Here is a 24,274-nt window from a genome sequence, read left to right on the forward strand (position 1 = left end):
TTTTCAAAATTCACGCCAATTATTGATAGTTTCGCGTAAATTTATACTATTACTTTTTAGCCTAATAACTCTTAAAATTGACTGCAAGTTTTTATAACTCTCTTCAAGATCATCGTTTATGAAAAAATAATCGTATTCTAAGATGTGCTCCATCTCATCAAGAGCGTTTGCTAGGCGATGTTCAATAGTTTGTGCGCTATCGGTTCTCCGACCCTCGAGCCTACGTTTAAGTTCATTTTGGCTGTGAGTTGTAATAAAAACAGAGGTTATAAGCTCGCCAAATTTTTTTCTAGCTATATGAAAGCCTTGCACATCTATATCAAATACGGCGATTTTTCCTTCATTAAGAGCTTTTAATACAGGTTTTAATGATGTTCCGTAGTAGTTTTTATGCACATACGCCCACTCCAAGAAACTATCCTCTTCGATACCCTTTTTAAACTCCTCTTCGCTGATATAGTGATAGTTTACACCATCTTTTTCACCATCTCTTATAGCTCTTGTTGTACTTGAAATCGAAAAATAAAGATCGGTTTCCTCTTTTAAAAGCCTATTTAAAAGGGTACTTTTACCACTTCCGCTAGGTCCTGAAATAAGTAAAATTTGCCCCTTCAAACTACTTTTCCTCAAATGTTATATTTATTTTTATATTTAGACCCTTTAAGGCCTCTTTGATAGAATCGGCACTAAGAGCGCCTGTGATCTGCTCTCCTATCTTATGCGCCAGCTCTTTTTTTATAGCCTCAGAGCTACCTACTAAATCGCTTTTTGTGGGTTCTACTATACTGGCAAAATCCTCGTTCAAAGCCTTTGCCAGATCCTCTTCTTTTATCTGATCAATATCGTCATATTCGCTAGTGCTGGATACATTTAACCGCTCGCCCTTAAATTCACTCTCTTGATCGATAAACGTAAAATCGCCCATCTCATCACTTTCTTTTATAAAATCTTCATTTCCTAATTGATCTTGTGTATCTAAATTTTTCTCTTTTTTTACCATTTCAGAGCGATCATTTGCAAATTCGCTCTCGGATTTATCTTCAAATTCATCTAAATTTAGTTCACTATCTAGGCTATCTATCTCATCTATAGTTTTTCTGATATCGGCAAATGTATCGTCTTCTGTTTCAAAATCAACCTTATCGCCATCATCTTTAAGCTCTATTTCGTCACTTAAATCTTCATTTTTGCTATACTCATTTTCTTCAGCCAGCTCATCTTTAGGTTGCGATGACTCTTCAATTTCAAGGTCACTTAGATCTGCATTCTCTTTGATATCTTCTTTTTTGTCATCATCAAAGCCAAAATCAGACAAAAGATCCTCCTCTCTTGAAGTCATCTCAGCAGGTTCTTCATCTTTAAAATCATCAAATTCTTCTAAAATATCTTCTTTGTTTATATCATCATCTTCACTAGTGCTATCTAAATCTCTAGCCTCTTCATCTTTATCCGCCAAGTCCATATCAAAATCATCCAAGCTAAATCTGTCATCTTCAATATTGTCGTCTTTTATACCAAACTCATCTTTAAATAGCTCATCGCTAAGTTTATCTACAAATTCGCTATCTTCGATAGAAACTAAAGAATCTTGTTCGTCTTTTAGTTCGCTAAAATTTTCTTTATCTTCATCAAAACCAGATAAATTTTGATCTTGAGTATGCCCTAAGGATTCTACAATAGATATAAATTCCGTAGGTAAAAAAGGCTTTGGTAAAATCTTGTCCGCACGATCAAATTCCGGAGAGCTTTTAGAAGATAGGTATAAAATTTTACTTGTTATCTCTTCTAAATTTACATCTTGAACAGTAATTTCGCTATCTAAAATTAATATATCAAAAAACTTGCCCTTAATATCATCAAGGTTATCAACTTCAATATATTCATATCCTATTTTACTAAGGCTAAGCGTTGCCAAGCGCGATACTGCAGGATTACTATTGACAAGTGCGACTTTCATCAAGACTCCTTTCATAAAACCTAAAATAGGTATTTTAAGATATTTTTTATTACTCCTAGCTTAGTTAAAAAAGAGCGACGGCATATCGTTTATCACTCTAAACATAAGCTCGCTAAATAGTTCCATCATTCCTGTTAAAATAGCAATCAGCACTAAAAACCCTATCACAATCTTAATAGGATAACCCACAACCAGCAGGTTAAACTGCGGCATAGTCTTCATAAGCATGCCAAAAATAAGATCGGACAAAAGAGAAAGTGCAAGGATAGGAAACGACATGATAAAGCCGAACATAAAGAGATTTATCATCGATTTTGAAGTGTAATGAACTATATTTGCGCTTGGATAAAATTCGCCAAGCGGGATATGGGTGAGTGAATTTGCAAAAAATAGCAACAAAAGATGATGTCCGTCAAATGCCAAGAACGTCATCAAAGCAAGAAAATTTATGATATTTGACATCACGGGCGAGTTTATACCCGTCTGAGGATCAAGCACACTAGCCATAGAAAATCCCATAACCATAGAAATTTGCTCGCCGGCAAGCTGAAGTATGCCAAATACGATGGTTACAAGCAATCCTGCACAAAGTCCAAGCATAAGTTCGCTTAAAATTTCAACTGCAATATAGTAAATTTCTCCACTTTTAACGCTAGCCATAGGAAATAAGAAGATAGTTAAAAAAAACGTAAGAGCGGTTTTTGCAGAAATTGGAATTTGAGAGTGTCCAAAAAACGGGAAAAACACGATAAGCCCGCTTAATCTGGCGAATAAAAGCATAAAAGTTATCACTCTATCAGCGCCAAAAAAGCTTACTATCTCCATTTTTGCAGTTGTTTATCCTCTAGCTTATATACGTTTGTGCATCTGCTTGCAAGCTCGTTATCATGCGTTACAAGCACGAGTGCGGCATCGTTTGCTTTGATATACTCAAAAAGCGTGTTCATGACGTCATTTGCGGTTTGTTTATCTAAATTTCCGGTGGGTTCGTCGGCAAATATTATTTTTGGCTTTTTACATAGCACTCTAGCGATACTCACGCGCTGCTGCTGCCCTCCGCTCAATTCGCCTACTTTTTGATTTAAAACTTCTTTGATTTTTAAATTTTTAAGGATATTTTCATCTATATTTTCACTCGATAAAATTCCTGCAAGTTCGATATTTTCCCTTGCGTTAAAGCCTTTAAACAGATAGTGCGCTTGAAAAATAATTCCGAAATCAAGTCTACGAATTTGCAAAAGCTCGTTTGAAGAGAGATCATAAAGCGACCTGCCTTTATAAATAACCTCGCCCGTTTTAGGCTTAAGCAGTGTTGAAAGTATATGAAGTATAGTTGATTTCCCGCATCCGCTTACGCCTAAAATTGCCGAGCTTTCGCGGGAATTTAAAGATATATTGACATTTTCAAAGAGCGTATAATCATACGCAAAGCTAAGATCTACGCCCTTTAAAATTTCCATTTTTAAGCCATTTGCGCCGCAACTTCCGCCGCAAAATCTTCGTTTTTCTTCTCCAAGCCTTCGCCAAGCTCAAATCTAACGTATTTTACAATCTCGATTTTGCCGCCAAGCTCTTTGCTCTTTTCAGTTATTACCTGCTCAACAGTTTTCTTGTCGTCCATTACGTAAAATTGGCCTAAAAGAGTAAGTCTTTGATCTAGTACGGTATTGTCCGCAAAAAATCTTTCGATCTTGCCAGGTATGATTTTATCCCAAATTTTCTCAGGCTTACCTTCGGCTTTTAGCTCTTCTTTTATCGCGTCTTCGGCTTTTGCTACGACATCATCGGTAAGTTGCAATCTACTTGCGTAACTTGGGATATGGTGAAGCGGTTTGCCAAGGCGAACCAACTCTTCATTGTCTTTTTCAAGCTCGGCTTTAAGAGCGATAAATTCTTTTTCCACAAATTCTCTATCAAGATCTTTGTAGCTTATCACGCTTGGCTTCATAGCGGCTGCATGCATACATAAATTTCTTATGAAATCCTCTGCTTTTTGAGCTGTTTGAGCGCTATCGCAAGCTGCAGCGATGATAACGCCAACGCGTCCGTTTGAATGTACATATCCGTTTAATACGCCGTTTTCATCTACTTTAACTGTCTCAAAGCGTCTTACTACCAAATTTTCGCCGATTGTAGCGATTTGACCCTTGAAATAATCTTCAAATTTAACACCGTTTATAACGCTCTCATTAAGGCTTTCTACGCTAGAGATAGAGTTTGCTTGGATATGAGCGGTAGTGTCTTTTGTAAGGTTTTGAAATTGAACGTTTTTAGCAACAAAATCGGTTTCTGAATTTATCTCTGTAATAGTTGCTTTCTTGCAGTGTTCGCACACTTCAACCGTTACAAGACCCTCGCTTGCAAGCCTGTCGGCTTTTTTAGCGGCTTGCCCAAGACCCTTTTCGCGAAGTATATCTACGGCTTTTTCCATATCTCCGTTAGCTTCGGCTAAAGCCTTTTTACAATCCATCATTCCGGCTCCGGTTGCTTCACGGAGCTCTTTTACCATTTGTGCGGTTATTTCCATTATTCTTCATCCTCCGCTTCAAATTCTTCTTCGCTAAATGCCTCTTCTAGCACAGCATCTTTCTCATCTTGAGTAACCTCTTCTTTGCCTTCTTCGGCTACACCGCCGTCTTTTTCAAGTTGTGAGCGTCCTTCGATGATAGCCTCAGCCATCTCTTGGCAGAAAAGTTGCACCGAACGGATAGCATCGTCATTTCCAGGGATTGGATAGTCGATTACGTCAGGATCGCAGTTTGTATCTATCGGAGCAACTACAGGGATTTTTAATCTGTTTGCTTCTTGAACTGCTATTTTTTCTTTAACTGTATCGATAACAAAGATCATATCAGGTGGAGTTTTCATATTTCTAATTCCGCCAAGGTAGGCTACAAGCTTCTCTTTTTTTCTTCTTAGCATCAAAGCTTCTTTTTTGGTTAGAAGATTGATTGAGCCATCTTCTTCCATAGCTTCGATAACTTCAAGCTTGCGTATGCTTTGGCGGATTGTTCCGAAGTTTGTCATCATGCCGCCCAACCAGCGGTGATTTACGTATGGCATTCCGCATTTTTCAGCGTATTCGCCAACTGTTTGACCAGCTTGTTTTTTTGTTCCGACAAAAAGGATAGTTTTACCCTCTGCCGCTGCGTCACGAACGATGTTGTACGTGTAGCGGAAGTAGCGGATAGTTTTTTGTAGATCTATAATGTAGATACCTTTTCTCTCGCCAAAAATGAATTTTTTCATCTTTGGGTTCCATCTGCGTGTTTGGTGTCCGAAGTGAACGCCGCACTCTAGCAAATCTCTCATTGTTACCATATCGGTTCTCCTTGTGCGCTTTTGCGCGAAATTTAGGTTTCTCCTCCACACCCATTAACGACAAATTTGCACCTATCGCAACCAAATTTTAGGATTGGTGTGTGTGAATTGAAGCTTGGATTATACTGAAAGCAATATAAAATTAAGCTAAATTTTATGAATAGGTTTTGGTTAAAAGCAAAATTCTTAGTAAATTTTAATTATCAAAATTTACAGACCCCGGCACACTAAACTAGAGCCTGCAAATTTTAAATACAATCGCAAATTTACTATCACGGTCGCAATAAAATCACTCGAAAAATCCTTTTTTAACAAGCTCTTTATCTTTCACGCAAAACTCGCCTTTTGCTATTACGTCTTGAACTGCCATATCTTCATTAAAGCTCGTAAAGTCCGCGTCAAAACCGACTTTTATAGAGCCTTTATTTTCTAAATTTAAAAATTTAGCCACATTTTTTCCCATCAAAGCAAAAGCCTGAGTGTGAGTTAAAATTTTGTTTTTAACCACGTCTCTTAGCACGTCTAAATTTGCACTGCAACTTGCACATCCGTATCCGACCAAAGCACCACTTTCATCAAATTTAGGCACGCTTCCGTTGCCATCAGAACTCATCGTCATCATGTCTAGCTTTAAGCCCTTTTCGATGCCGTAAGCGATTACCTCATGAAGCGGAGCAAACTGGCTTCCGCCGCTTGTGATATCAAAAAATCCGCCCATCTTTTGCAGTTTCAAGCACTCATCAAAGAGATCTTTTGTCCTGGCACAATGTGTCGGCGAGAAGTACTGAACAGGAAATTCGCAGTCTTTTAGTATCCTAAACACCGCATCAAGCTTGCTAGATAGTCCGCCCATGTGCATATGCATCACGCCGCCTTTTTTGGATATCATGCCTCCAATTCTTATCTGAGTTAGGATCTTGATAAGCTCTTCATCGGTCGGATAACTGCTTCTGTTATCCGACATTGCGATTTTAACGCCTCTAACTTTATCGATTAACACTAAGTCTTTAGTAATACTTCCCGTAAAAGTAACAGTCGGCGTAGCGTATGAACCTGTATGGATAAATGTCGAAATTCCTTCAAATTCAAGTGCTTTTGCTTTGGAGTAAAGATTTTCAAGACTTCTGGTGCAGCCATCAGTGCCTAAAACTCCAACGACAGTCGTGATACCGTGCTTTACGATCTCGCTTAATTTAATTTCAGGAGTTCTTGAATGATATCCCGCTTCGCCTCCTCCACCAGTGATATGGACATGTTGATCGATTAGTCCGGGAGCTAAAATTTTGCCTTTAAGATCGTAAGTCTCAAGGTTTTCACAGCGGAAATCAAGTCCTTTTCCGATAGCTAAAATTTTACCTCCGCCCACAAGCACATCACTATCTCCGACATGCTCAGGGGTAAATAAATTTGCATTTTTAAGTAGTAGCATGCTAACTCCTTTAAATTTTAAATGTAGATTTTTTATTTTAGCAAATTTAAAGAAATTTTAGCCTTTATGCAAAATTAAATCAAAGCTTTCCAAGCTCCATAAACATTAAATTTTCACAGCTTTGCTCATCACCCAGATCGCAGCCTTGCTTAAAAAACTCCTTAGCCTTTTCTCTATCTTGCTTCATGTGAGCTTTGGCTTTCGGATTTGTATTTAGCGCACCCACGTTGTAACAACCTCTTGAGTGATGCATCTGGCAAGCTTTAGCGTGAAACTCTTCGGCTTTTTTGAAATTTAGCTCGATTCCATGACCCCTTACATAAGAGCGCGCTAGCTCGTAGCAACCTTCAGGAGTCCCGTATTCGCAAGCTTTTTTAAAGAATTCGTTGCCTGCCTTTTTATCCTCTTTTATGCCTTCGCCTTTGAAGTTAAACACGCCCAAGTTAAAGCACGCCATGCCGTCTTCGCCGTTGCAAGCTTTCGTTAGAAGCGTAACAGCTTTTGCGTAATCTTTCAAATCGCTATAAACCATAGCAAGGTTATAGCAGCCATAGACATTATCGCCGTTGCAAGCTTTTTCATAGAGGTTTACCGCCTTTTGCATGTCGTATTTAACGCCTCTTTCGTTTTCATACATGGCGCCAAGGTTATAGCATCCCTGCATATCGCCCTCATTGCAAGCCTTCTCATAAAGCTTTGCCGCCTCTTCGTATTTGCCATCTACATACGCATCATCAGCCTTGTTTAAAGTCGAGGCAAAAAGCGCTGCCGCGCAAACCATCATACAGATAATCTTTTTCAAATTTGTCCTTTTTGTGAAATTTTAAGGACGTGATATTAACAAATCATCTCTTTTTGGTGGATTAAATTTATCGTTTATTTTAGATTTTGAGCTTTATCACAGCTTGATTTAGCTCCAAGAGCGCATGCTCTTTCGTGATAAAGAAGCGATTTTTGTATGTCTTTTGGCGCACCCTCGCCTTTTTCATGCATCTTTGCCGCCATAACGCAACTTGAAGCCGTCTCAAGCTCACATGCCCGCTCGTAAAATTTAAGCGCCTGTGCATGATCTTTTATGACACCGTTTCCGTAGTAGTGCAAATTCGCTAAGATGATACAGCTGTAAGGAATATCGGCATCGCAAGCTTGCTTAGCAAATTTAGCAGCAAACGCGAAGTCTTGCTTAACCCCTCTGCCCTCATAATAAGCGCTCGCAAGTCTATCGCAACCAAGCAAATTTCCGCCATCGCATGCCTTTGCGTAGAGATTAACCGCCTTTTCATACTCAAATTTACGCTTGTCGTTTGAAAAGTAAAAATTTCCAAGCATAACACAAGAGTCCAAAACTCTTTCGTCGCAGCTTTTAGTTAGTATTTTAGCTGCGGCTTTTTCATCTCCTATGCGAAAGAGTCTTTGCGCTTCTTGCAACTGCGCACCAAAAAGAGCAGAAGACAATAAAACAATCAAAGCTATCTTTTTCATTATCTCACCCGCTTAGTTGCACTTCCTCTTCAATCTTCATCAAATTTATAAAAATTTGTCTTATGTTTTCGCGTTCGTCTTCACTTAATGAAATTTGCTCGCGATTTAAGAATTCCTTTACCAAAGCTTCGTTTTGAAGTCTTTCCACTCCAAATTTCTTGGCGTTTTGAATTATTTTTACCACTCTTAAATCCTTAGGCGCAAAGGCTTCATATCCCATTATGCAGTCCTTTAAGTATTTTAAAAAATAAAATTATAAAACAACAAAACTGAATTATCAAAGAAAAAGAGGCGATCGGAACTAGTCCGATCGGTAAGGAAGATTATTTATTTACTTTTATTACAAGACTAGCGTCAAGCTCTTCTTTGTCGCATTTTTTAGGATCTGCGTAAGCCGTCTCGTGCTTGGCTTGAAATAGCCAATTTCCCTCTTTGATAGCTATAACTTCGATCACGCCTTGAAGGTCAGTCGTGCCAAAAAATGTATATTTACCCTCAGGAAATCCTTCAATCACGCCCGTAACTTTAGCAACTTTCGCAGGCTTGCCGTTAGCGAAAAATTGCAATTTAAAAGGAGTATCAACCTTGATCTTCGTAATATCGCTTAGAGGAACGATTTCTACGATCTGACCTATCGGCTTATAGATGAAGTCCTCCACTTGATCGCCTTCTACGATTATGCTTTTAGCCGTTCTAGCGTGAAATCCGCAAGATTCAACGTTTTTTACATTTTCTTTATGTCCGTCTTGATGCCACTTGCCGTCCTTATCTTTTGACCAAAATGTAGGTTTATAGTCGCCTGCTAGAACATAAGAGCCTTTTTTGAGCTTTTCGCCCTCATAGTGATAGTTTTCGCCGGCTTGCTTTAAAACGGTTTTAGCACCGGTTTTATCCACGATATATAGCGGATCAAAAAGTCCTACACGCTTATCTTCGATCTTTTCAGGCATAGGAAAGCCGTGTCCATAGCCGATATCTGCGCTAAATTTGTCCGCATTTTTACCCGTTACCCAAAAATCATGTGCAAAAGCACCGCTTAACGCACCTGCTACGACTAAAGAAGTTAATATCTTCTTCATTACTATCTCCTTGTTAAATTTTAAGATTGGACAGGTTGAGTATAACATAACTGATAATTAAAATCAAGTTTTTTGGGCTAAAAAATTAAATAATAATTTTAAATGAGAAATACAACAAAATTTAAGAATAAAATAGAAAAATAGAATAAAAAGCTTAAAATTCCTTATATTTCAAAGTTTATTAATAATTCTACAAATTTGCGTATTTAAATTTAATAAGCAATATCTGATCAATAATCAAGCAGCCAAGCTTAATCGCTATCTCGCCATAATAAAACCCGAAAATCTTCCCGTAATTCGCTCTCTGCGATAGGAAAAATACCTCTCATCGCAATGCGTGCAAATTTCATCAAATTTTACGCTCTTTACGCCAAGTTCCTTAAATTCATCAGCCAAAGCGGCGTTTATATCAAATTTAACATCGTTTTTGTATCTATTAAACTCGCCAAGATCAAGCCCGCCTATATCATAGCAACCGCCTTTGATATTTGGTCCAATAAAAACGCTTAAATTTTGCTCGATGCACCCAAATTCGAGCTTCATTAAATTTACGGTATTGGTGCAAATCTTACCTACAGTTCCCGCTCTTCCCGCATGGATAGCAGCCACAACCTCACGCACCTCATCCACAATCAAAATAGGCGAGCAGTCAGCCACTAAAACGCAAAGCGCAACGCCTTTTAAATTTGTGATTATGCCGTCGCAAGGAGGTATTTCATCATCTAAATTTCTAATTATTTCCACGCGGTTTGAGTGAATTTGACGCATAAATTTTAGATTTCTTATCTCCACACCAAGCAAATTCGCTAAAATTTCGCGATTTTTAGCTACATTTTTAGGCTCGTCTCCTACATGATCGCCCAAATTTAAGCTCTTATAAGCTCCTCTGCTAACTCCTCCAAAACAAGTTGTAAAACCACCGTAAAAACGCTCGTTATCAAGTATAAAATTAATTTGTTTCATCCGCTTGTCCGCTCTCGTCTAAAATTTCATCAGACCCTTTTTTAACATAGCCAAAGCCAAACACCGATCCTTTGCCGACCTCGCTTGATATAAGCATTTCAAAGCCGTGAAGTCTTAAAATTTGTTTTGCGATATAAAGCCCTAAGCCAAAAGAGTTGGTTTTTATATTGCTTTTTGTTTTGAAATATTTTTTAGTAACCAGCTTTATATCTTTTTGTTCTATTCCTGCGCCGCTATCTCTTACAAAAACAGCCTCATTTGCAAAGTAAATTTCTATATCTTTTTGAGAGTATTTAAGCGCATTTTCAACGAAATTTACCAAAACTTGCTTTATGAGAGCCTCATCGGCACTTATATAAATCTCTTTTTTGAATACATTTATCACCCTATTTGGATATTTTTCCAAAAGCTCGCTTTTAACTTCATTTACAAGTTTTAGTAAGCTAAAACTTGTGATGTTTAGCTCTAGGCTTTCGGTTGATTTTAAATTTAATCTATCTATCAGATTTACGATTTTTTGCGAGTTTCTGGTGATCTTTTCTATAAATTTATCTCTCATATCGCTGTTTAAATTTTTATCGTTTAAAAGCGTTTGAGATGAGGCTTGAATGATTGCGATTGGATTTTTAAACTCGTGAGAAATCGAGCTTAAAATGCCTTGAAGTTGTGTGTTTCTAAGCTTTATTTTGGCTGATTTTTTAATGGATTTTTTGCTCTTTTTTCTAAGCTCTTCTCTAAGCTCTTTTATCGTATCTTGGAGATTTTTACTCTCGCCAAAAAACATCTTATATTCGTCTTGTTCAGAGTTTGAATTTTTTAAATTTTCAATATTTACATTAAGTTTGCTAGTGTCTTTTTTGATTATAAAAAACAAAAAAGCCACAAACAAAAAAGATATCAAAAGTGCGCTTATATAGATATTTTCAAGCAGTTTTAAAACAGTTACGCAAAGCACAAAAAGCAAGCAAAATAAAAATATAAAATTTCTATTTTTAACTAGCATATCTTATATCCCATAGCCCTAACCGAAACTATATAGTCGCTATTTCCAAGCTTTTGCCTAAGGCGTTTTATAGCGATATTTATCGTCTTTTCGCTTATCTCTTCGCCGTTCCAAATTTTATCCCAAAGATAATCTCTGCTTAAAACTATATTTTGATTTTTTATAAACTCTATAAGCAAATTCATCTCAAGCTTGCTTAAATTTATCTCGTTATCGGCTACAAAAACTTGCTTCGTTTCGCAATTTATAACTATATCTTTAAATTTGTATATCTTGCTTTCGCCCTTTGTTCTCTTTAAAACAGCCTTAACTCTAACTATAAGATCATCCACGTCAAAAGGCTTTGTGATATAGTCATCTCCGCCGGCTTTAAAACCCTCGAGCTTAGCCTCTTTACTGTCTTTTGCACTAAGAAAAATAACAGGCGTGTTAAAGCCTTTGTTTCTTAGCTCTTTTACAAAAACAGCTCCTTCGGCATGGATTAAATTTCTATCCACTATCAAAAGATCGACACTTTCTTCTTCTAAAAACTGCTCAATCTTGGATACGCTGCTAAAGCCTACAACTTCAAATCCAGCCTTTTGTAAATGATACTCTAAAATATCCAAAAGATCCTTTTCATCATCAATCAAAGCTATTAGCGCAGACATGTTTTTCCTTAAATTTTAAAAAGCTTATATTACAAAATTTCCAAAAACAAATCAATCGTAAAATGTTTCTTAAAAGTTTCCAAAAAATTTTACACTTACGCTATCAAAATCAAAAAGGAGAAAAGATGAAAATTTCAAAGGCTTTAATCTTAACTTCGCTAATTTGCACGGTAACCTTGGCAGATCAGATAAAGCTAGCCGGCAGCTCAACGGTATTTCCTTTTGCAAGTTATGTTGCGGAGGAATTTGCGGTTGTAAAAAATAAAAAGACCCCGATAGTAGAGAGTATCGGCACGGGCGGAGGCTTTAAGGTGTTTTGTTCGTCACAAGACAAAAACAGTATAGACATAGCAAACGCATCTCGTCCTATGAAGATGAGCGAGTTTGAAGAGTGCCTAAAAAACGGCATAGAAGATATAAGCGGATATATGATCGGATATGACGGGATCGTTTTTGCTATGGGTAAGCAAAACGGCGAACTAAATCTAAGCAAAGAGCAAATTTTCTTAGCGCTTGCAAAAGAGGTTCCAATTGATGGCAAATTAGTAGCAAATCCGTATAAAAAATGGAGCGATATAGATAGCTCTCTTAGCTCTAAACCTATCGTTATATACGGACCTCCGACAACTTCGGGAACTAGAGATAGCTTTGAAGAGCAACTCATGCAAAAAGCCTCAAAAAGCTTTAAAGAGTATGGTGATAAGTCAGGAAAATACAGCCAAATTAGAGACGATGGAGTCTATATCCCATCAGGCGAAAACGACAACCTAATCATCGCAAAACTAGCCCAAAATAAAAACGCATTTGGAATTTTCGGATACGGCTTTTTAGCAGAAAACAAAGACAAAGTCGCAGCCGTAAAGATAGACGGCGTAGCACCGAATGAAAATAGCGTTAGCGACGGTAGCTACAAGCTTGCAAGAAGTCTTTATTTCTACGTTAAAAACCAAAACAGAGCAAAAAACAAAGAGATAAATGATTTTATAGATATGTTTATAAGCGAAGAGATGATAGGAGATGAAGGAGTGCTAAAAACAATCGGATTAATCCCTGCGGATAGCCAAACTTTTACAAAAATGAAACGAAACGCAAAAGAGCCTATTAGACTTACTAAAGAGATGATAAAAAGCGGTAAAGTTATAAAATAAGGAGTTAAATTTGCTCTATATAGTTTTATTTTGCCTATCATTTGGCGTTTATTTTTTCTATAAACACCAAAATACGGCACTAAATTTACAAAACCTAAGCCTAACAAACAAAAAAGTCGAGAGATTAGTTATCGCATTTTTATTTGTATCATCGCTCATTACGATACTAGCGACACTTATGATACTTGGCTCAATTATCTTTGAAGCGCTTAATTTTTTTAAAAAAGAGAGCGCTTTTGGCTTCTTTTTTAGCTCTATTTGGGCACCGCACGATGCCTTTTTAGACAAAAAGGCTCACTTTGGATCCATAGGGCTATTTTTCGGAACATTTTATATAAGTCTAATTGCAATTTTAACGGCTGTTCCCTTTGGGCTATTTAGCGCTCTTTATCTAAGCGAATATGCAAGCAGACGAGCCAGAAGCTTTTTAAAGCCGATTTTGGAAATTTTAGCAGGGGTTCCGAGTGTGGTTTATGGATTTTTCGCGGCTATTTTTGTGGCTCCTTTAGTCGTAAAAATAGCTTCAAATTTCGGCATAAACGCATCTTACAATAACGCTTTAAGCGCGGGGCTTATCATGGGAGTAATGATAACACCGATGATCTCAAGCCTTTGTGACGACGCGATATCGCTTGTGCCAAAGCGACTCAAAGAAGGGGCTTTAAGTCTTGGGCTAACAAAAGAAGAGAGCATTTGCTTCGTCGTGCTTCCTTCTGCGATGCCCGGCATCATAGGAGCATGTCTTTTAGGGCTTTCAAGAGCTTTAGGCGAAACGATGATAGTAGTAATGGCGGCGAGTTTAAGAGTAAATTTAAGCCTAAATCCGCTTGAAGATATGACTACGGTTACGGTTAAAATAGTAGAGGTTTTAAGCGGAGATCAGGAGTTTGACAACTCGCTTACATTAAGCGCATTTGCTCTTGGCATTACGCTCTTTGTGCTAACTTTTATCATAAATTTAATAGCCGTTTTAATCTCAAGAAATTTCCAAAGAAAATATAAAATTTCAAATCTGTAAAGGCTAAAAAATGAAAAATTATTTTATGGCAAAAGATGCGAAATCAAGGAAGTTGCAAAGCAAAATTTTTAAAGGCTTATCAAAATTTTCATTTATGTTTTGTATAGGCTTTTTGCTACTTTTTTTATCGGTTCTTGTTAAAACCGCAATGCCTGAATTTACTAGACACTACGTAAAAATAGATATAACCGTCACCGAAAAACTGCTTCAAAATCCATACTCTTTGCCAAACATAGAGAAAAAATACATATCTCGCGCTTGGCTTAGAAATTTACCGAATTTAATAAAACAAGACGGTCTTAAAATAGGCGAAACCAAAAGCTACGAAGCAATCGCAAACGCCGATACGGACAGCTTTTTAAAGCATAATTTCACAAAATTCGGCGATGACGATAGAAAGGCTATATTTAAGCTAGTTGAAAAAGACGTGATAGTAAGCAAATTTAATAGCGACTTTTTCACAAAAGGAGACTCCAAAATACCGGAAAACGCAGGCTTTGCGTCGGCGATAATAGGAAGCGTGCTAGCTATGACGGTGGCTATGGGACTTGCTTTCCCTATAGGAGTTGCGAGTGCAATTTATCTTGAAAAATTTGCAAAAGACAGCAAATTTACAAAATTTATAGAGATAAATATAAACAACCTAAACGCCGTTCCTTCTATTATATTTGGACTTTTGGGACTTGCCGTTTTTATAAATTTCTTCGGCATGCCAAGAAGCTCAACTCTAGTAGGAGGTCTTGTGCTAGCTGTAATGAGCCTACCGGTAGTCATAGTAAGTACAAGAAGTGCTCTTAAAATGGTGCCTGAGAGCATATCTCAAGCCGGATACGCACTCGGACTTACAAAGCTTCAAGTGCTAAAAGATCACGTCTTGCCAAACGCATTTAGCGGAATTTTAACCGGACTTATCATGGCTTTAGCAGGCGCTATCGGCGAAACCGCACCGCTTATAATAGTAGGAATGATAGCCTTTGTGCCTGAAATCGCTACGAATGTGCTACATCCGTCAACCGTAATGCCGGCTCAAATTTACATGTGGTCTTCAAGCCCGGAGCGAATTTATGTAGAAAAAACAAGTGCCGCTATTTTAGTGCTTTTATTTACGACATTTACACTAAATTTAGCCGCCATCATTATAAGAAGCCGAATGCAAAACAATAAAAACTAAAAGGAAAAATATGAAAATAAAAGCAAAAAGCAAAAATTTAAACCTCTTTTACGGAGAAAAACAAGCACTTAGAAATATAAATATGGATATTTATAATAAAAAAATCACCGCACTTATCGGACCTTCGGGATGCGGTAAATCAACTTTTTTAAGGTGCTTTAATAGAATGAATGATCTGATAGAAAATGTCAAAATTGCCGGTGAAGTTATAGTAGATGATCATAATATATATTCAAAAAACACCGATGAGATAGAGGTCAGAAAACGCATAGGAATGGTGTTTCAGCAGCCAAATCCGTTTTTAAAAAGCATATATGAAAATATCTCATACGCTCCGCTCGTGCATAAGATGGTAAAAAAGGGCAGCGAGTGCGATGAGCTGGTAGTCGATAGCCTGAAAAAGGCGGGGCTGTTTGAAGAGGTCAAGGACAAGCTAAAAAGTCCTGCAACTTCGCTTAGCGGCGGTCAGCAACAGCGCCTTTGTATAGCGAGAACTATAGCCATTAAGCCAGAGCTTATCTTGATGGATGAGCCTACAAGCGCACTTGATCCGATATCGACAAAAACAATAGAAAAGCTTATGGTTGATCTGAGTGAAGAATTTAGCATAGTTGTCGTTACTCACAACATGCAACAAGCCATGAGAATAGCTGATTTTACGGGCTTTTTCCATCTTGGAGATTTGGTTGAATTCGGTGAAACGAAGCAAATTTTTCATGACCCAAAAGAGAAAAAGACCAAGCAATACATCCACGGCAAATTCGGTTGAAATTTCGCTTTAACAGCTCTAATAAAGACTTGCGATATGATCTATCTCTTCCCAACTCATCTGGTTTTTAAGTCCAAGCTGGTGAGCCACGTAGCGCGCCAAAAGATCGCTTTCGATATTTACTCTTCGACCCGTTTTAAACTCGCTAAAAAGGCTCTCGCGAAATGTTATGGGAATGATCGTTAGGCGCACTCCGTTTGGCGTAACCTCATTTATCGTAAGGCTTACTCCATCCACGCAGATACTGCCCTTATTTGCCATTAAGTGCATGATATCTCGCGGCAAATTTATATAAAAATCCACTCCGTTTTCATGCCTAACTATCTTTGAAATTTCGCCTAGCGCATCGATATGACCTTGCACCAAATGCCCATCCACTCTATCGCTAAGCCTCATAGCAGGCTCCATATGAACCCGCCCTTTTAAATTTTCAGTCGCTACAACAGCTCTGGTTTCCGCACTTAGCTCAACGCTAAAGCCGCCCGCAAAAAGCTCTATCACGCTTAAGCAAGCGCCGTTTACAGCGATACTGTCACCTAAATTTGGTCTATGTTTCGCCTTTAGTCTAAGCTTGTTTTGTGAGTAGCTAACAACCTCGGCTATCTCGCGAATAAGTCCGTTAAACATAATTTAGCCTTTAAATTTTTAAAAATTTTACTAAATTTCTACTCACAAACAAGTTAAATCAAATTTCAAAACGGCTTTTCTATTTCGTATAATAAATTCTTTCCGTTTTCAAAACCAAGCACATATAGTTTATCTTTACTTACTGCAAGTGAATGAGGCTCTTTCATAAGCGGCATCTCATACACATCTTTAACCTCAAAGCTGTTTTTATCGATACTTAAAAGCGTGCTATACTCTCTACTATAAGCTAGAATTCTATCGCCATCAACAGCAGCACCCACAACGTAATAGTCTTTTAAATTTCTTTTTTCCTTAAGCTTTAAATCCTTAGAAGGTTTGATATAAGCTTCAGAACTCATCTTTCTTTCGATTATAAGAAATTTGCTGACAACGACATTTTTAACAACTCTATTTGCAGCACTTACTGTATACATAAATTTTTCATCGGCAGCAAAAGCCAAAGCGTAAGCTTGTTTAGCTCTTATCGTGGTTAAAAAAGGTCTTCCATCTTTGGTATATCTATCTACATTCTTTTCAAAAAAGCTTCCGTAGTTCCCGCTTGTCTCTAAAAACGTTCTATACTGGATGACTTCATCCATAGGCTTTTCAAGCTTTCTTAAACCGTAAGCCGTCTTGTTTTGCCCGATTACTAGCAAATTTTCGCCGGTAAATGCAGTTGCTGTAGTGTGTCCTAAATTCCAACTATTTTGATAATCAACTACTGCAAATTTACTAGCCGTATTTAGATCTTTTGTAAAATAACTTCCGCCGTAGTGCGAAGTAAAGGCAAATTCTTCATTTTTATTATCGTAAGATACGGCGGCTATCATCTTGCCTTTATTCATCTTAATACCAATCTCTTTAGTTGATAAAATTTGAAGCTTTTTAGCTTCTTCAAAAGCTCCGCTTGCAAAGTTTTCGTTAAATTTCTTAGTATTAAAAATTCCATGTATATAAGGCTTTTCAGGATAATCCTTTTTTATACTAAAACTCTTTAATCTATCCCAAATATAAGTCTCCCAAGTCTTGCTTATCATAGGCAAATTTAGACTCATTCTATCGTTTGGCGCTTTGCCTCCGTATGGAGGAATTCCGTTGGTAAAAAACACTTGAATGCCGTTTGAAATAACAAGAGCAAAAGAGACGTAAAATACAATTTTGCCAAATTTGCTAAAAGGCTTAACAATGCTTCTTTGTACTGTAAAATCAGCATTTAACTCTTCGCTTCTTTTTATAAACATTAAAAAAAGCGACATAACTATAACTACGGCCCAATAAACTATAGCAGCCCAAGTATAGGTTCCAATACCCATAATCTCGGCTCCAAGACCCATATCTACATCAAGCTGAACGAAATTTCCAAGATGTCTTAAGCCCATATGAATACCAAAAGCCGCAAGTAAAATACCGATATAACGTATTTTAGCCTTGGTCCGTATCTAAGCATAAAAAAGCCTAGAAGTCCCACCAAAATCATACCCATACGCTCCCACCAACAAAGCGCGTAAGGACTCTCTCTTACGACATATCCGAGCCAAACATTAGCTATTCCAACAGGAATAACCAAAATAAGCATGATAGCAGTAGCCATTACTAGATTGAAATTCTTTTCATTTAGACAATTCATCATATCCTCCTAGTAATTTCCATTACCAAAGATGGAGCCAAAAGTGGTGACAAACCACATTCCTACAAGGATAAAAGTAGCCGCCCCAAACATTCCAAAAGCAAGCTTTTCTCGCTCAGGCTTAAACATCAGCAGATACATACAAATAGTAATAATAACAAGTGTTAAAAACTCCACTACGTCCTCCTTGAAATCAAATTTTAAAAATTATAATTAGAACTAGGGAGAAAATAGGGAGATTTAAGAGGTTTTAGACAAAATTATCTCAAATATTGCACCGCCGTCTAAATTTATCGCAGTTAAAGCGCCGCCAAATCGCTCTTCTATAATTGTTTTACTCATATAAAGCCCTATTCCGGTGCCTATTTTATTGTCTTTGGTGCTAAAATATGGCTCATAAATTTTATCTATTGGCGCAACCTTAATGCCTCCGGCATTATCTTTTACGCTCACTTTTACGAATTTTTCATCTTCATCAATGCTAATAGTTATAATGCCTTCTGTTACACTATTTTGCAATATAGCGTCCTTAGCATTAGTGATAAGATTTAAGACCACTTGAGAAAGCTCTCCGGCATAACCTAAAATTTCAAAATTTGACCTATACTCTCTTTTGATATCAATTGACTTTGAGCTTAAAAGCGCGCTTACAAGATTTATCGTCTTATCACACTCTTCTTCGATACTGAAAACTCTTTTTTCACTCTCTTTTGCAAAAAATAGTTTAAAATCAGTGATTGTTTTTGACATAAAATCAATTATCTGCGAAGATTTACTCAAATTTTCTCTTAAATCCTCTCTTTTAATCTCACTCACGTCATTCATAAGATCAAGCTTTGTGATGATTGCAGAAAGTGCGCTTAGAGGCTGCTTCCACTGATGAGAGATATTTGAGAGCATCTCACCCATGCTTGCTAAGCGGTTTTGATGTATCATAACCCGCTCTTTTTGTATGATCTGCTCGGTTTGAGTTTTTACCTCATTTTTTAAATTTTCATTTGCAAAAGCTAAACTGCGCTCGCTTATTTCAAGCCTTTTAATCAAAACGTTAAAAGCATAATTTAGTATCAAAAAAGCACTCACAAACATAATAAATCCGACACCGACAGTTACATAAAAAGCCTTTTTTATATCTTTATTTAGTGCCGACATATCCTCAAAAACTACGATATATCCGCTTTTGCCACCTAAAAAATCTATATTAAATTTATGCATTAAAGTAAGTTTATCTTCAAAGATGTATAAATTTTCAAAGGACAAAAACGGATTTGATACCCTATCAAGTATGCCTATTTTAGCCTTCTTAAAATTATTAAGCTCAAAATCAAGCACAAATTTAGCCTTAGCATAACCCTCCTTTTCTACAAGATCCAAAAAATGCTTCGCATCAAAAATAAAAACAAGATATCCGTCTTCGTTTTTCGTAGAACTTATAAACAACACCTCATCTTTATGTAGATAAAATCCGTCATTCCATGCCGCTATCATAGGCAAATTTATACTATCATTCATCTTTGTTATGAGTTTAAAATTATTATCAAAAAACGCCATCTGTTTTAGAAAAATATTCTCTTTGGACAAAATTTTATACCTACCCAAACTAAGCGCGTAAAGCTCATTTGAAAGAGAATTTCTTAAAGCATGTCTAACTCCCGTAGAGTTAAAATTTGCTTCGGCTCTATTATGTAAAAACTCATTAAGGCTAGATATGTTGCTTGATTAGATTTTGAAGTCTAAAATTTGTAGTTTGCATGTTGTTTTGACTTATACTCTTCATATTTTCATAGCGAAAATATGAAAATACCGATAAAAACAGGATAAAAATTACCAAAACAACGCTTAGTGTTTTAATTTTTATAGACAGCTTCACTTAAGTATATACCCTAGTCCAAAAGAGTTTTCAAGAGATAAAAATTCGCATTTTTTCCTAAGTTCTTTAATTATAGCTTTTAAGCTATCTTTGCTACCTTTATCATACTCGTAAACCGCATTTAAAATTTCATCAAATTGACAAATTCTGCCTCTATTTTCAAGCATAAACTTAAGTAGTAAAAACTCCTTTTTGGTAAGCTTTATCTCTAAATTTTGCTCGCTTTGTATAGACATATTTTCAAGCGATAGAGTGCGAATTTCATCTATTTTTATATCTTTTGGACTGAATTTTTTAGCGCAAGCTTCAAGCATAGATATAAAATTTTGCTTATTAAAAGGCTTTACTAAAAATTTTGTTATATTTAGCTCTACAGCCCTTAAAAGCGTGCTCTTATCATCAAAAGCCGTAAGCATAACTACAACTATATCTTTATCAATTTTTCTTATGGTTTTAAGCGCTTCAAGCCCGTCTAAAATAGGCATAGACACATCAAGTAAAAGCATGTCTGGAGTTGTTTCTTCATAAATTTCTAAAACCTCTTTTCCATTTTTTGCATAAAAAACTTCTTTAAAAAACATATTCAAAAGGGCTATAACCTCGTTTGCGACACTTGGTTCATCTTCTGCATATAAAACGCTTTTTGATTTTAAAATTTCTAATCCCAAATTTAACTCCAAAAATTTGACAGATATTAAAAAACTAATAAATTTGTATAAAATTATAACTAAAATTTTATACAATCTTAATCAGCTAACCTTTATAACTTTTTGGCTAAAATCCCCCTTATTTTTAAAAGGCAAATTTAGTGGATAATTATGATGTAGTCGTGATCGGCGGCGGTCATGCGGGTATTGAAGCTTGCACGGCGGCTGCAAAAATGGGTAAAAAAACACTTCTTATAACAATTCTAGCAGAGCAAATCGGTGCAGCAAGCTGTAATCCCGCAATCGGAGGACTAGCAAAAGGTCATCTCGTAAAAGAGATAGACGCACTTGGCGGAGCTATGGGGCTTGCAACGGACGCTACGGGAATTCAGTTTCGCGTGCTAAATGAGAGCAAAGGTCCTGCGGTTCGCGGTTCAAGAGCGCAAATTGATATGGACAGATATAGAGTCTATATGCGAAATTTGCTTTTAAACACTCCAAATTTGGAAATTTCTCAAGAGATAGCAACTGAAATTTTAACTCAAAACGGCGAAATAACAGGCGTAAAAACACATCTTGAAAATACGTATGGCGCCAAAAAGCTTATCATTACCACTGGAACTTTTTTAAACGGTCTTATTCACGTTGGATTTAACAAGCTTGAAGCAGGTCGCGTGGGCGAGCTAAGCTCTACAAATTTAAGCTCAAGTCTTGCAAGTTTAGGGCTTAAAATGGGCAGGCTAAAAACCGGAACTTGTCCAAGGATAGATGCCAAGACGATTGATTTTAGCGTGCTTGAAAAGCAAGGCGGAGATGAAAATCCAAAGCCGTTTAGTTTTAGAACCGAGAATTTTAGCCCTACCCAACTGCCTTGCTACATCGCTTATACAAACGACATCACGCACGAAACTATCCGCTCAAATTTCGATAAAGCGCCTCTTTTTACGGGGCAAATCGAGGGTGTCGGACCAAGATACTGCCCAAGCATAGAAGATAAAATAAATCGCTTTGCAGATAAAGAGCGCCACCATCTTTTTATCGAGCCTCAAACCCTTGAAGCGACTGAATACTACATCAACGGCTTTTCAACGAGCCTTCCTTACGAGGTGCAAGTTAAGATGCTGCGCTCGGTAAAAGGCTTTGAAAAGGCTCGCATAGTTCGCCACGGATATGCTATCGAGTACGATTATGTCGAGCCTACCGAGCTAAAACACAGTTTAGAAACCAAAAAGATAAAAGGGCTTTACTTAGCAGGCCAGATAAACGGCACGACAGGATACGAAGAAGCAGGCGCACAAGGGCTAATGGCAGGCATAAATGCGGTTTTAAGTCTGGAAGAAAAAGAGCCTTTAGTCTTGCGCCGAGATGAAGCGTATATCGGCGTGATGATAGATGATCTGGTCACAAAAGGCACAAAAGAGCCTTATAGAATGTTTACCAGCAGAGCAGAATACCGTTTGCTTTTGCGCGAAGATAACGCGATCTTAAGACTTGGCTCATACGGACGCGAACTTGGGCTGATAGATGCAAAAACTTATGAAAAAATAGAAAGTATAAGAGCAAATTTAGCTAAAGGGCTTGAAATTTTAGAAAGTCGTGAGCTAACTCCGTCAAAAGAGAATTTAGCCATGCTTGCAAGCTTAAATGAAGATATCATCAGCGAAAAAATAACGCTTCAAAAGATAGTTGCCAGAAAGAGCTTTAACGAGCAAAAACTGCGCAAACTGGATGAATTCTTTGAAAATTTAGACGAAGCTAGCTTGGAGCAAATTTTAATCGAATGCAAATACAAGCACTACATAAACGAACAAAAAAACCAAATCGATAAAATGAAAGATATGATGAGCATCAAAATTCCTGAAGGCTTTAGCTTCCGCGGTATCAGCGGGCTTAGTAACGAAGTAGTAGAAAAACTTGAAAAATTTGCGCCGCCTACGCTATTTGCAGCAAGTGAAATTTCGGGCATTACACCTGCTGCGATTGATATTTTACACATTTATATTAAGCAATTTTGTCAAAGTCAAAATAAAATGAGAATAGGAAATAAAAATTGATAATATATACAATAAAAAATGAGAATGGAAATGAGGAGAAACAAAACCACTAGGAATATAATCCCAGAATTTATGGCAAAAAATCCTAAAGATATTTTTGAAATTCTACTCCCAATAAGACTAATGCTTAATAGTGATGATTATGCAAATAATAAATTCAAGGTTATAATAAAAAACCATGAAAAAAATTATACTTTTAGCTACAATCTTTCTCCGGAGCTACTTTTTACTCATTTTCCTGTCAGGAAGTATTTCTTGAATAGGTGTAAAACAACAGAAATAATTAATAATGAGATACAAAGATTTAACTTTAATATCAATACTTATATGATAAATAAAGATAACACATTTAAATTAGAAGAACTGATAGAAGAAAGTGAAATTTTTTATCTTTTTTAATAGGCATAGTTAAAGGAACTAAGATACCATTGGATATATTTTTCTTCTATACTCTACTGCTTCTTGTTTTAAGCGTGGTATTTTTATCATTTGGATTTTTAATTTCAAGCATAGTAAAAAATCAGGAGATGGGTCAAGGCGTTGCTTTCTTGCTCTGGCTTGTTTTAATAGCCTTTTTAGACATTGCTCTTATAGGCTTAATGCTTAAAAGCGCTATTAGAGAAACTACGATCTATACTATCGCTCTATTAAACCCTATTGAGCTTTTTAGGATAGCAGCTATTAGTCTTTTTGATCCTAATTTGGCCGTTATAGTTCCTGCTGCCTATTTTATACTCGATAAATTTACACCTGCAATGTTTATAATATATAAATTTGGATATTCAATCATAATTAGCATTCTTTGCTTTCTTATTGGATATTATGTGTTTTCAAAAAAAGATTTAGTGTAAGGAACAAAATGAAAAAATTTTCTATTATCCTGATTTTGTTTTTAAATTTTGCCTATGGGCTTGATAAAAATGATCCATATTTTTCCGATACAAACTCAACCTGCCCTATTAAATTTATAGATGTTTTTAAAAGTCCAAATTTTGTAGCCGTTATAGAATATAAAGACAATAAAAAAATCCTTTTTAGCTCATCAAAACAGATGTTTCACTATTTTTACAAGCTAAACCACCACTTTGTGCCTATAAACAGGCTTTTAGTTACCGATTTTAAAACTGGAGAGCTAATTGAAGCCTCTGAAGCGTTTTATGTTTTTGGCTCTAGGATAGTTAGTGCAAGCGGTGATGATCTGATACCATTTGCACTAGAGGCTGATGCAAAAGAATTTGCGAGCAAAAACTCAGGTCATGCCATATTACCATTTTCAAAGATTACGGCTAAACTAATTGATTATTTAAATTAGCCGACTCTTACCTTTAAAAGCCTTAGCCACATTCTTTATATACAACATATCAATATGATATTACAATGTAAATTATTTCTAAATTTTAGTATCAATTCAATTGATTTAAATCAATTGAATATTATTATCATTTCTGATAGAATAGCC

At 36.6% G+C, this 24,274-nt stretch carries 28 protein-coding genes; 8 read left to right on the plus strand and 20 right to left on the minus strand.

Annotation, left to right across the window (positions count from 1 at the left end):
* Positions 1 to 3 precede the first annotated feature (3 nt).
* The 14 genes from gmk to CDOM16189_RS04170 all read right to left on the minus strand — a co-directional run bounded on the left by gmk (position 4) and on the right by CDOM16189_RS04170 (position 11,884).
* Complete coding sequence (gene gmk, locus CDOM16189_RS04105; protein ID WP_169972838.1) at positions 4 to 615, minus strand: guanylate kinase; 612 nt, start codon at positions 613 to 615, stop codon at positions 4 to 6.
* A gap of 1 nt (position 616) precedes the next feature.
* On the minus strand, positions 617 to 1,957 hold the full coding sequence (locus tag CDOM16189_RS04110) for a hypothetical protein (protein ID WP_169972836.1): 1,341 nt from the start codon (positions 1,955 to 1,957) through the stop codon (positions 617 to 619).
* Positions 1,958 to 2,017: 60 nt separating this feature from the next.
* The gene (fliR, locus tag CDOM16189_RS04115) at positions 2,018 to 2,782 is read right to left on the minus strand and encodes a flagellar biosynthetic protein FliR (RefSeq protein WP_169972834.1); all 765 of its coding nucleotides are present in this window, start codon (positions 2,780 to 2,782) and stop codon (positions 2,018 to 2,020) included.
* Entirely contained in the window at positions 2,773 to 3,417 is a 645-nt protein-coding gene (locus tag CDOM16189_RS04120; protein ID WP_169972832.1) for an ABC transporter ATP-binding protein, read from the minus strand. Before CDOM16189_RS04120 ends, fliR begins: the two co-directional genes overlap by 10 nt.
* Before the next feature lie 2 nt (positions 3,418 to 3,419).
* Positions 3,420 to 4,484 carry a translation elongation factor Ts gene (tsf, locus tag CDOM16189_RS04125; protein WP_169972830.1) on the minus strand — a complete coding sequence of 355 codons (1,065 nt, stop codon included), beginning with the start codon at positions 4,482 to 4,484 and terminating at the stop codon, positions 3,420 to 3,422.
* On the minus strand, positions 4,484 to 5,278 hold the full coding sequence (rpsB, locus tag CDOM16189_RS04130) for a 30S ribosomal protein S2 (RefSeq protein ID WP_169939912.1): 795 nt from the start codon (positions 5,276 to 5,278) through the stop codon (positions 4,484 to 4,486). Before rpsB ends, tsf begins: the two co-directional genes overlap by 1 nt.
* Before the next feature lie 289 nt (positions 5,279 to 5,567).
* The gene (gene iadA, locus CDOM16189_RS04135; RefSeq protein ID WP_169972828.1) at positions 5,568 to 6,707 is read right to left on the minus strand and encodes a beta-aspartyl-peptidase; all 1,140 of its coding nucleotides are present in this window, start codon (positions 6,705 to 6,707) and stop codon (positions 5,568 to 5,570) included.
* Between the two features lie 79 nt (positions 6,708 to 6,786).
* Complete coding sequence (locus tag CDOM16189_RS04140) at positions 6,787 to 7,509, minus strand: tetratricopeptide repeat protein (RefSeq protein WP_169972826.1); 723 nt, start codon at positions 7,507 to 7,509, stop codon at positions 6,787 to 6,789.
* A 74-nt stretch (positions 7,510 to 7,583) separates the two neighbouring features.
* Positions 7,584 to 8,189 carry a tetratricopeptide repeat protein gene (locus tag CDOM16189_RS04145; protein WP_170000738.1) on the minus strand — a complete coding sequence of 202 codons (606 nt, stop codon included), beginning with the start codon at positions 8,187 to 8,189 and terminating at the stop codon, positions 7,584 to 7,586.
* Between the two features lie 4 nt (positions 8,190 to 8,193).
* Entirely contained in the window at positions 8,194 to 8,409 is a 216-nt protein-coding gene (locus CDOM16189_RS04150) for an acetyltransferase (RefSeq protein ID WP_169939904.1), read from the minus strand.
* Positions 8,410 to 8,512: 103 nt separating this feature from the next.
* Positions 8,513 to 9,268 (minus strand): DUF4198 domain-containing protein, encoded by a 756-nt coding sequence (locus CDOM16189_RS04155; protein ID WP_170000739.1) that lies wholly within the window; start codon positions 9,266 to 9,268, stop codon positions 8,513 to 8,515.
* Positions 9,269 to 9,526: 258 nt separating this feature from the next.
* Positions 9,527 to 10,231 carry a peptidoglycan editing factor PgeF gene (gene pgeF / locus CDOM16189_RS04160; protein ID WP_170000740.1) on the minus strand — a complete coding sequence of 235 codons (705 nt, stop codon included), beginning with the start codon at positions 10,229 to 10,231 and terminating at the stop codon, positions 9,527 to 9,529.
* Positions 10,218 to 11,234, minus strand: a complete 1,017-nt coding sequence (locus CDOM16189_RS04165; RefSeq protein WP_169972819.1) for a sensor histidine kinase — start codon at positions 11,232 to 11,234, stop codon at positions 10,218 to 10,220. Before CDOM16189_RS04165 ends, pgeF begins: the two co-directional genes overlap by 14 nt.
* Positions 11,228 to 11,884, minus strand: a complete 657-nt coding sequence (locus CDOM16189_RS04170; protein ID WP_169972818.1) for a response regulator transcription factor — start codon at positions 11,882 to 11,884, stop codon at positions 11,228 to 11,230. The genes CDOM16189_RS04165 and CDOM16189_RS04170 overlap by 7 nt, the downstream gene beginning before the upstream one ends.
* Before the next feature lie 125 nt (positions 11,885 to 12,009).
* Here CDOM16189_RS04170 and CDOM16189_RS04175 point away from each other — a divergent pair, with 125 nt between their 5' ends.
* The 4 genes from CDOM16189_RS04175 to pstB all read left to right on the plus strand — a co-directional run bounded on the left by CDOM16189_RS04175 (position 12,010) and on the right by pstB (position 15,990).
* On the plus strand, positions 12,010 to 13,032 hold the full coding sequence (locus CDOM16189_RS04175; protein WP_169972816.1) for a substrate-binding domain-containing protein: 1,023 nt from the start codon (positions 12,010 to 12,012) through the stop codon (positions 13,030 to 13,032).
* Between the two features lie 130 nt (positions 13,033 to 13,162).
* Positions 13,163 to 14,050, plus strand: coding sequence for a phosphate ABC transporter permease subunit PstC (pstC, locus tag CDOM16189_RS04180; protein ID WP_349304327.1), 888 nt, complete (start codon positions 13,163 to 13,165; stop codon positions 14,048 to 14,050).
* A gap of 10 nt (positions 14,051 to 14,060) precedes the next feature.
* Complete coding sequence (pstA, locus tag CDOM16189_RS04185) at positions 14,061 to 15,221, plus strand: phosphate ABC transporter permease PstA (protein ID WP_169972812.1); 1,161 nt, start codon at positions 14,061 to 14,063, stop codon at positions 15,219 to 15,221.
* A gap of 16 nt (positions 15,222 to 15,237) precedes the next feature.
* Entirely contained in the window at positions 15,238 to 15,990 is a 753-nt protein-coding gene (pstB, locus tag CDOM16189_RS04190; RefSeq protein ID WP_349304328.1) for a phosphate ABC transporter ATP-binding protein PstB, read from the plus strand.
* An 18-nt stretch (positions 15,991 to 16,008) separates the two neighbouring features.
* Here the strand turns inward: pstB and ribE are convergent, their stop codons facing one another.
* The 6 genes from ribE to CDOM16189_RS04220 form a co-directional block, all read right to left on the minus strand.
* The gene (ribE, locus tag CDOM16189_RS04195) at positions 16,009 to 16,617 is read right to left on the minus strand and encodes a riboflavin synthase (RefSeq protein ID WP_169972808.1); all 609 of its coding nucleotides are present in this window, start codon (positions 16,615 to 16,617) and stop codon (positions 16,009 to 16,011) included.
* 65 nt (positions 16,618 to 16,682) lie between these two features.
* Positions 16,683 to 17,996 carry a hypothetical protein gene (locus CDOM16189_RS04200; RefSeq protein WP_169972806.1) on the minus strand — a complete coding sequence of 438 codons (1,314 nt, stop codon included), beginning with the start codon at positions 17,994 to 17,996 and terminating at the stop codon, positions 16,683 to 16,685.
* Positions 17,987 to 18,244 (minus strand): disulfide bond formation protein B, encoded by a 258-nt coding sequence (locus CDOM16189_RS04205; RefSeq protein ID WP_169972804.1) that lies wholly within the window; start codon positions 18,242 to 18,244, stop codon positions 17,987 to 17,989. Before CDOM16189_RS04205 ends, CDOM16189_RS04200 begins: the two co-directional genes overlap by 10 nt.
* 9 nt (positions 18,245 to 18,253) lie before the next feature.
* A complete protein-coding gene (locus tag CDOM16189_RS04210; protein WP_169972802.1) occupies positions 18,254 to 18,421 on the minus strand; it encodes a dihydroneopterin aldolase in 168 nt (55 codons plus the stop codon).
* Between the two features lie 63 nt (positions 18,422 to 18,484).
* Entirely contained in the window at positions 18,485 to 19,825 is a 1,341-nt protein-coding gene (locus CDOM16189_RS04215; RefSeq protein ID WP_169972800.1) for a sensor histidine kinase, read from the minus strand.
* 285 nt (positions 19,826 to 20,110) lie between these two features.
* Entirely contained in the window at positions 20,111 to 20,782 is a 672-nt protein-coding gene (locus CDOM16189_RS04220; protein ID WP_169972798.1) for a response regulator transcription factor, read from the minus strand.
* A 140-nt stretch (positions 20,783 to 20,922) separates the two neighbouring features.
* On the opposite strand from CDOM16189_RS04220, the gene mnmG reads away from it, so the two are divergent.
* The 4 genes from mnmG to CDOM16189_RS04240 are packed head-to-tail and all read left to right on the plus strand — an operon-like array spanning position 20,923 to position 24,127.
* The gene (gene mnmG, locus CDOM16189_RS04225; RefSeq protein ID WP_170000741.1) at positions 20,923 to 22,815 is read left to right on the plus strand and encodes a tRNA uridine-5-carboxymethylaminomethyl(34) synthesis enzyme MnmG; all 1,893 of its coding nucleotides are present in this window, start codon (positions 20,923 to 20,925) and stop codon (positions 22,813 to 22,815) included.
* Between the two features lie 30 nt (positions 22,816 to 22,845).
* Positions 22,846 to 23,214, plus strand: a complete 369-nt coding sequence (locus tag CDOM16189_RS04230; RefSeq protein ID WP_170000742.1) for a hypothetical protein — start codon at positions 22,846 to 22,848, stop codon at positions 23,212 to 23,214.
* Positions 23,215 to 23,243: 29 nt separating this feature from the next.
* Positions 23,244 to 23,666 (plus strand): ABC transporter permease subunit, encoded by a 423-nt coding sequence (locus CDOM16189_RS04235; protein ID WP_211436578.1) that lies wholly within the window; start codon positions 23,244 to 23,246, stop codon positions 23,664 to 23,666.
* An 8-nt stretch (positions 23,667 to 23,674) separates the two neighbouring features.
* Positions 23,675 to 24,127 carry a nitrous oxide reductase accessory protein NosL gene (locus CDOM16189_RS04240; protein ID WP_170000743.1) on the plus strand — a complete coding sequence of 151 codons (453 nt, stop codon included), beginning with the start codon at positions 23,675 to 23,677 and terminating at the stop codon, positions 24,125 to 24,127.
* The last annotated feature ends 147 nt before the right edge of the window (positions 24,128 to 24,274 follow it).

The sequence above is a fragment of the Campylobacter sp. RM16189 genome, assembly GCF_012978815.1.
GTDB lineage: Bacteria > Campylobacterota > Campylobacteria > Campylobacterales > Campylobacteraceae > Campylobacter_A.

Bases quoted from the DNA above. Each gene is read 5' to 3' on its own strand.
- CDOM16189_RS04110 (WP_169972836.1), bottom strand. From the start codon at position 1,957: ATGAAAGTCGCACTTGTCAATAGTAATCCTGCAGTATCGCGCTTGGCA.
- fliR (WP_169972834.1), bottom strand. From the start codon at position 2,782: ATGGAGATAGTAAGCTTTTTTGGCGCTGATAGAGTGATAACTTTTATG.
- CDOM16189_RS04120 (WP_169972832.1), bottom strand. From the start codon at position 3,417: ATGGAAATTTTAAAGGGCGTAGATCTTAGCTTTGCGTATGATTATACG.
- tsf (WP_169972830.1), bottom strand. From the start codon at position 4,484: ATGGAAATAACCGCACAAATGGTAAAAGAGCTCCGTGAAGCAACCGGA.
- rpsB (WP_169939912.1), bottom strand. From the start codon at position 5,278: ATGGTAACAATGAGAGATTTGCTAGAGTGCGGCGTTCACTTCGGACAC.
- iadA (WP_169972828.1), bottom strand. From the start codon at position 6,707: ATGCTACTACTTAAAAATGCAAATTTATTTACCCCTGAGCATGTCGGA.
- CDOM16189_RS04145 (WP_170000738.1), bottom strand. From the start codon at position 8,189: ATGAAAAAGATAGCTTTGATTGTTTTATTGTCTTCTGCTCTTTTTGGT.
- CDOM16189_RS04150 (WP_169939904.1), bottom strand. From the start codon at position 8,409: ATGGGATATGAAGCCTTTGCGCCTAAGGATTTAAGAGTGGTAAAAATA.
- CDOM16189_RS04155 (WP_170000739.1), bottom strand. From the start codon at position 9,268: ATGAAGAAGATATTAACTTCTTTAGTCGTAGCAGGTGCGTTAAGCGGT.
- pgeF (WP_170000740.1), bottom strand. From the start codon at position 10,231: ATGAAACAAATTAATTTTATACTTGATAACGAGCGTTTTTACGGTGGT.
- CDOM16189_RS04165 (WP_169972819.1), bottom strand. From the start codon at position 11,234: ATGCTAGTTAAAAATAGAAATTTTATATTTTTATTTTGCTTGCTTTTT.
- CDOM16189_RS04170 (WP_169972818.1), bottom strand. From the start codon at position 11,884: ATGTCTGCGCTAATAGCTTTGATTGATGATGAAAAGGATCTTTTGGAT.
- CDOM16189_RS04175 (WP_169972816.1), top strand. From the start codon at position 12,010: ATGAAAATTTCAAAGGCTTTAATCTTAACTTCGCTAATTTGCACGGTA.
- pstA (WP_169972812.1), top strand. From the start codon at position 14,061: ATGAAAAATTATTTTATGGCAAAAGATGCGAAATCAAGGAAGTTGCAA.
- ribE (WP_169972808.1), bottom strand. From the start codon at position 16,617: ATGTTTAACGGACTTATTCGCGAGATAGCCGAGGTTGTTAGCTACTCA.
- CDOM16189_RS04200 (WP_169972806.1), bottom strand. From the start codon at position 17,996: ATGGGCTTAAGACATCTTGGAAATTTCGTTCAGCTTGATGTAGATATG.
- CDOM16189_RS04205 (WP_169972804.1), bottom strand. From the start codon at position 18,244: ATGAATTGTCTAAATGAAAAGAATTTCAATCTAGTAATGGCTACTGCT.
- CDOM16189_RS04230 (WP_170000742.1), top strand. From the start codon at position 22,846: ATGAGGAGAAACAAAACCACTAGGAATATAATCCCAGAATTTATGGCA.
- CDOM16189_RS04240 (WP_170000743.1), top strand. From the start codon at position 23,675: ATGAAAAAATTTTCTATTATCCTGATTTTGTTTTTAAATTTTGCCTAT.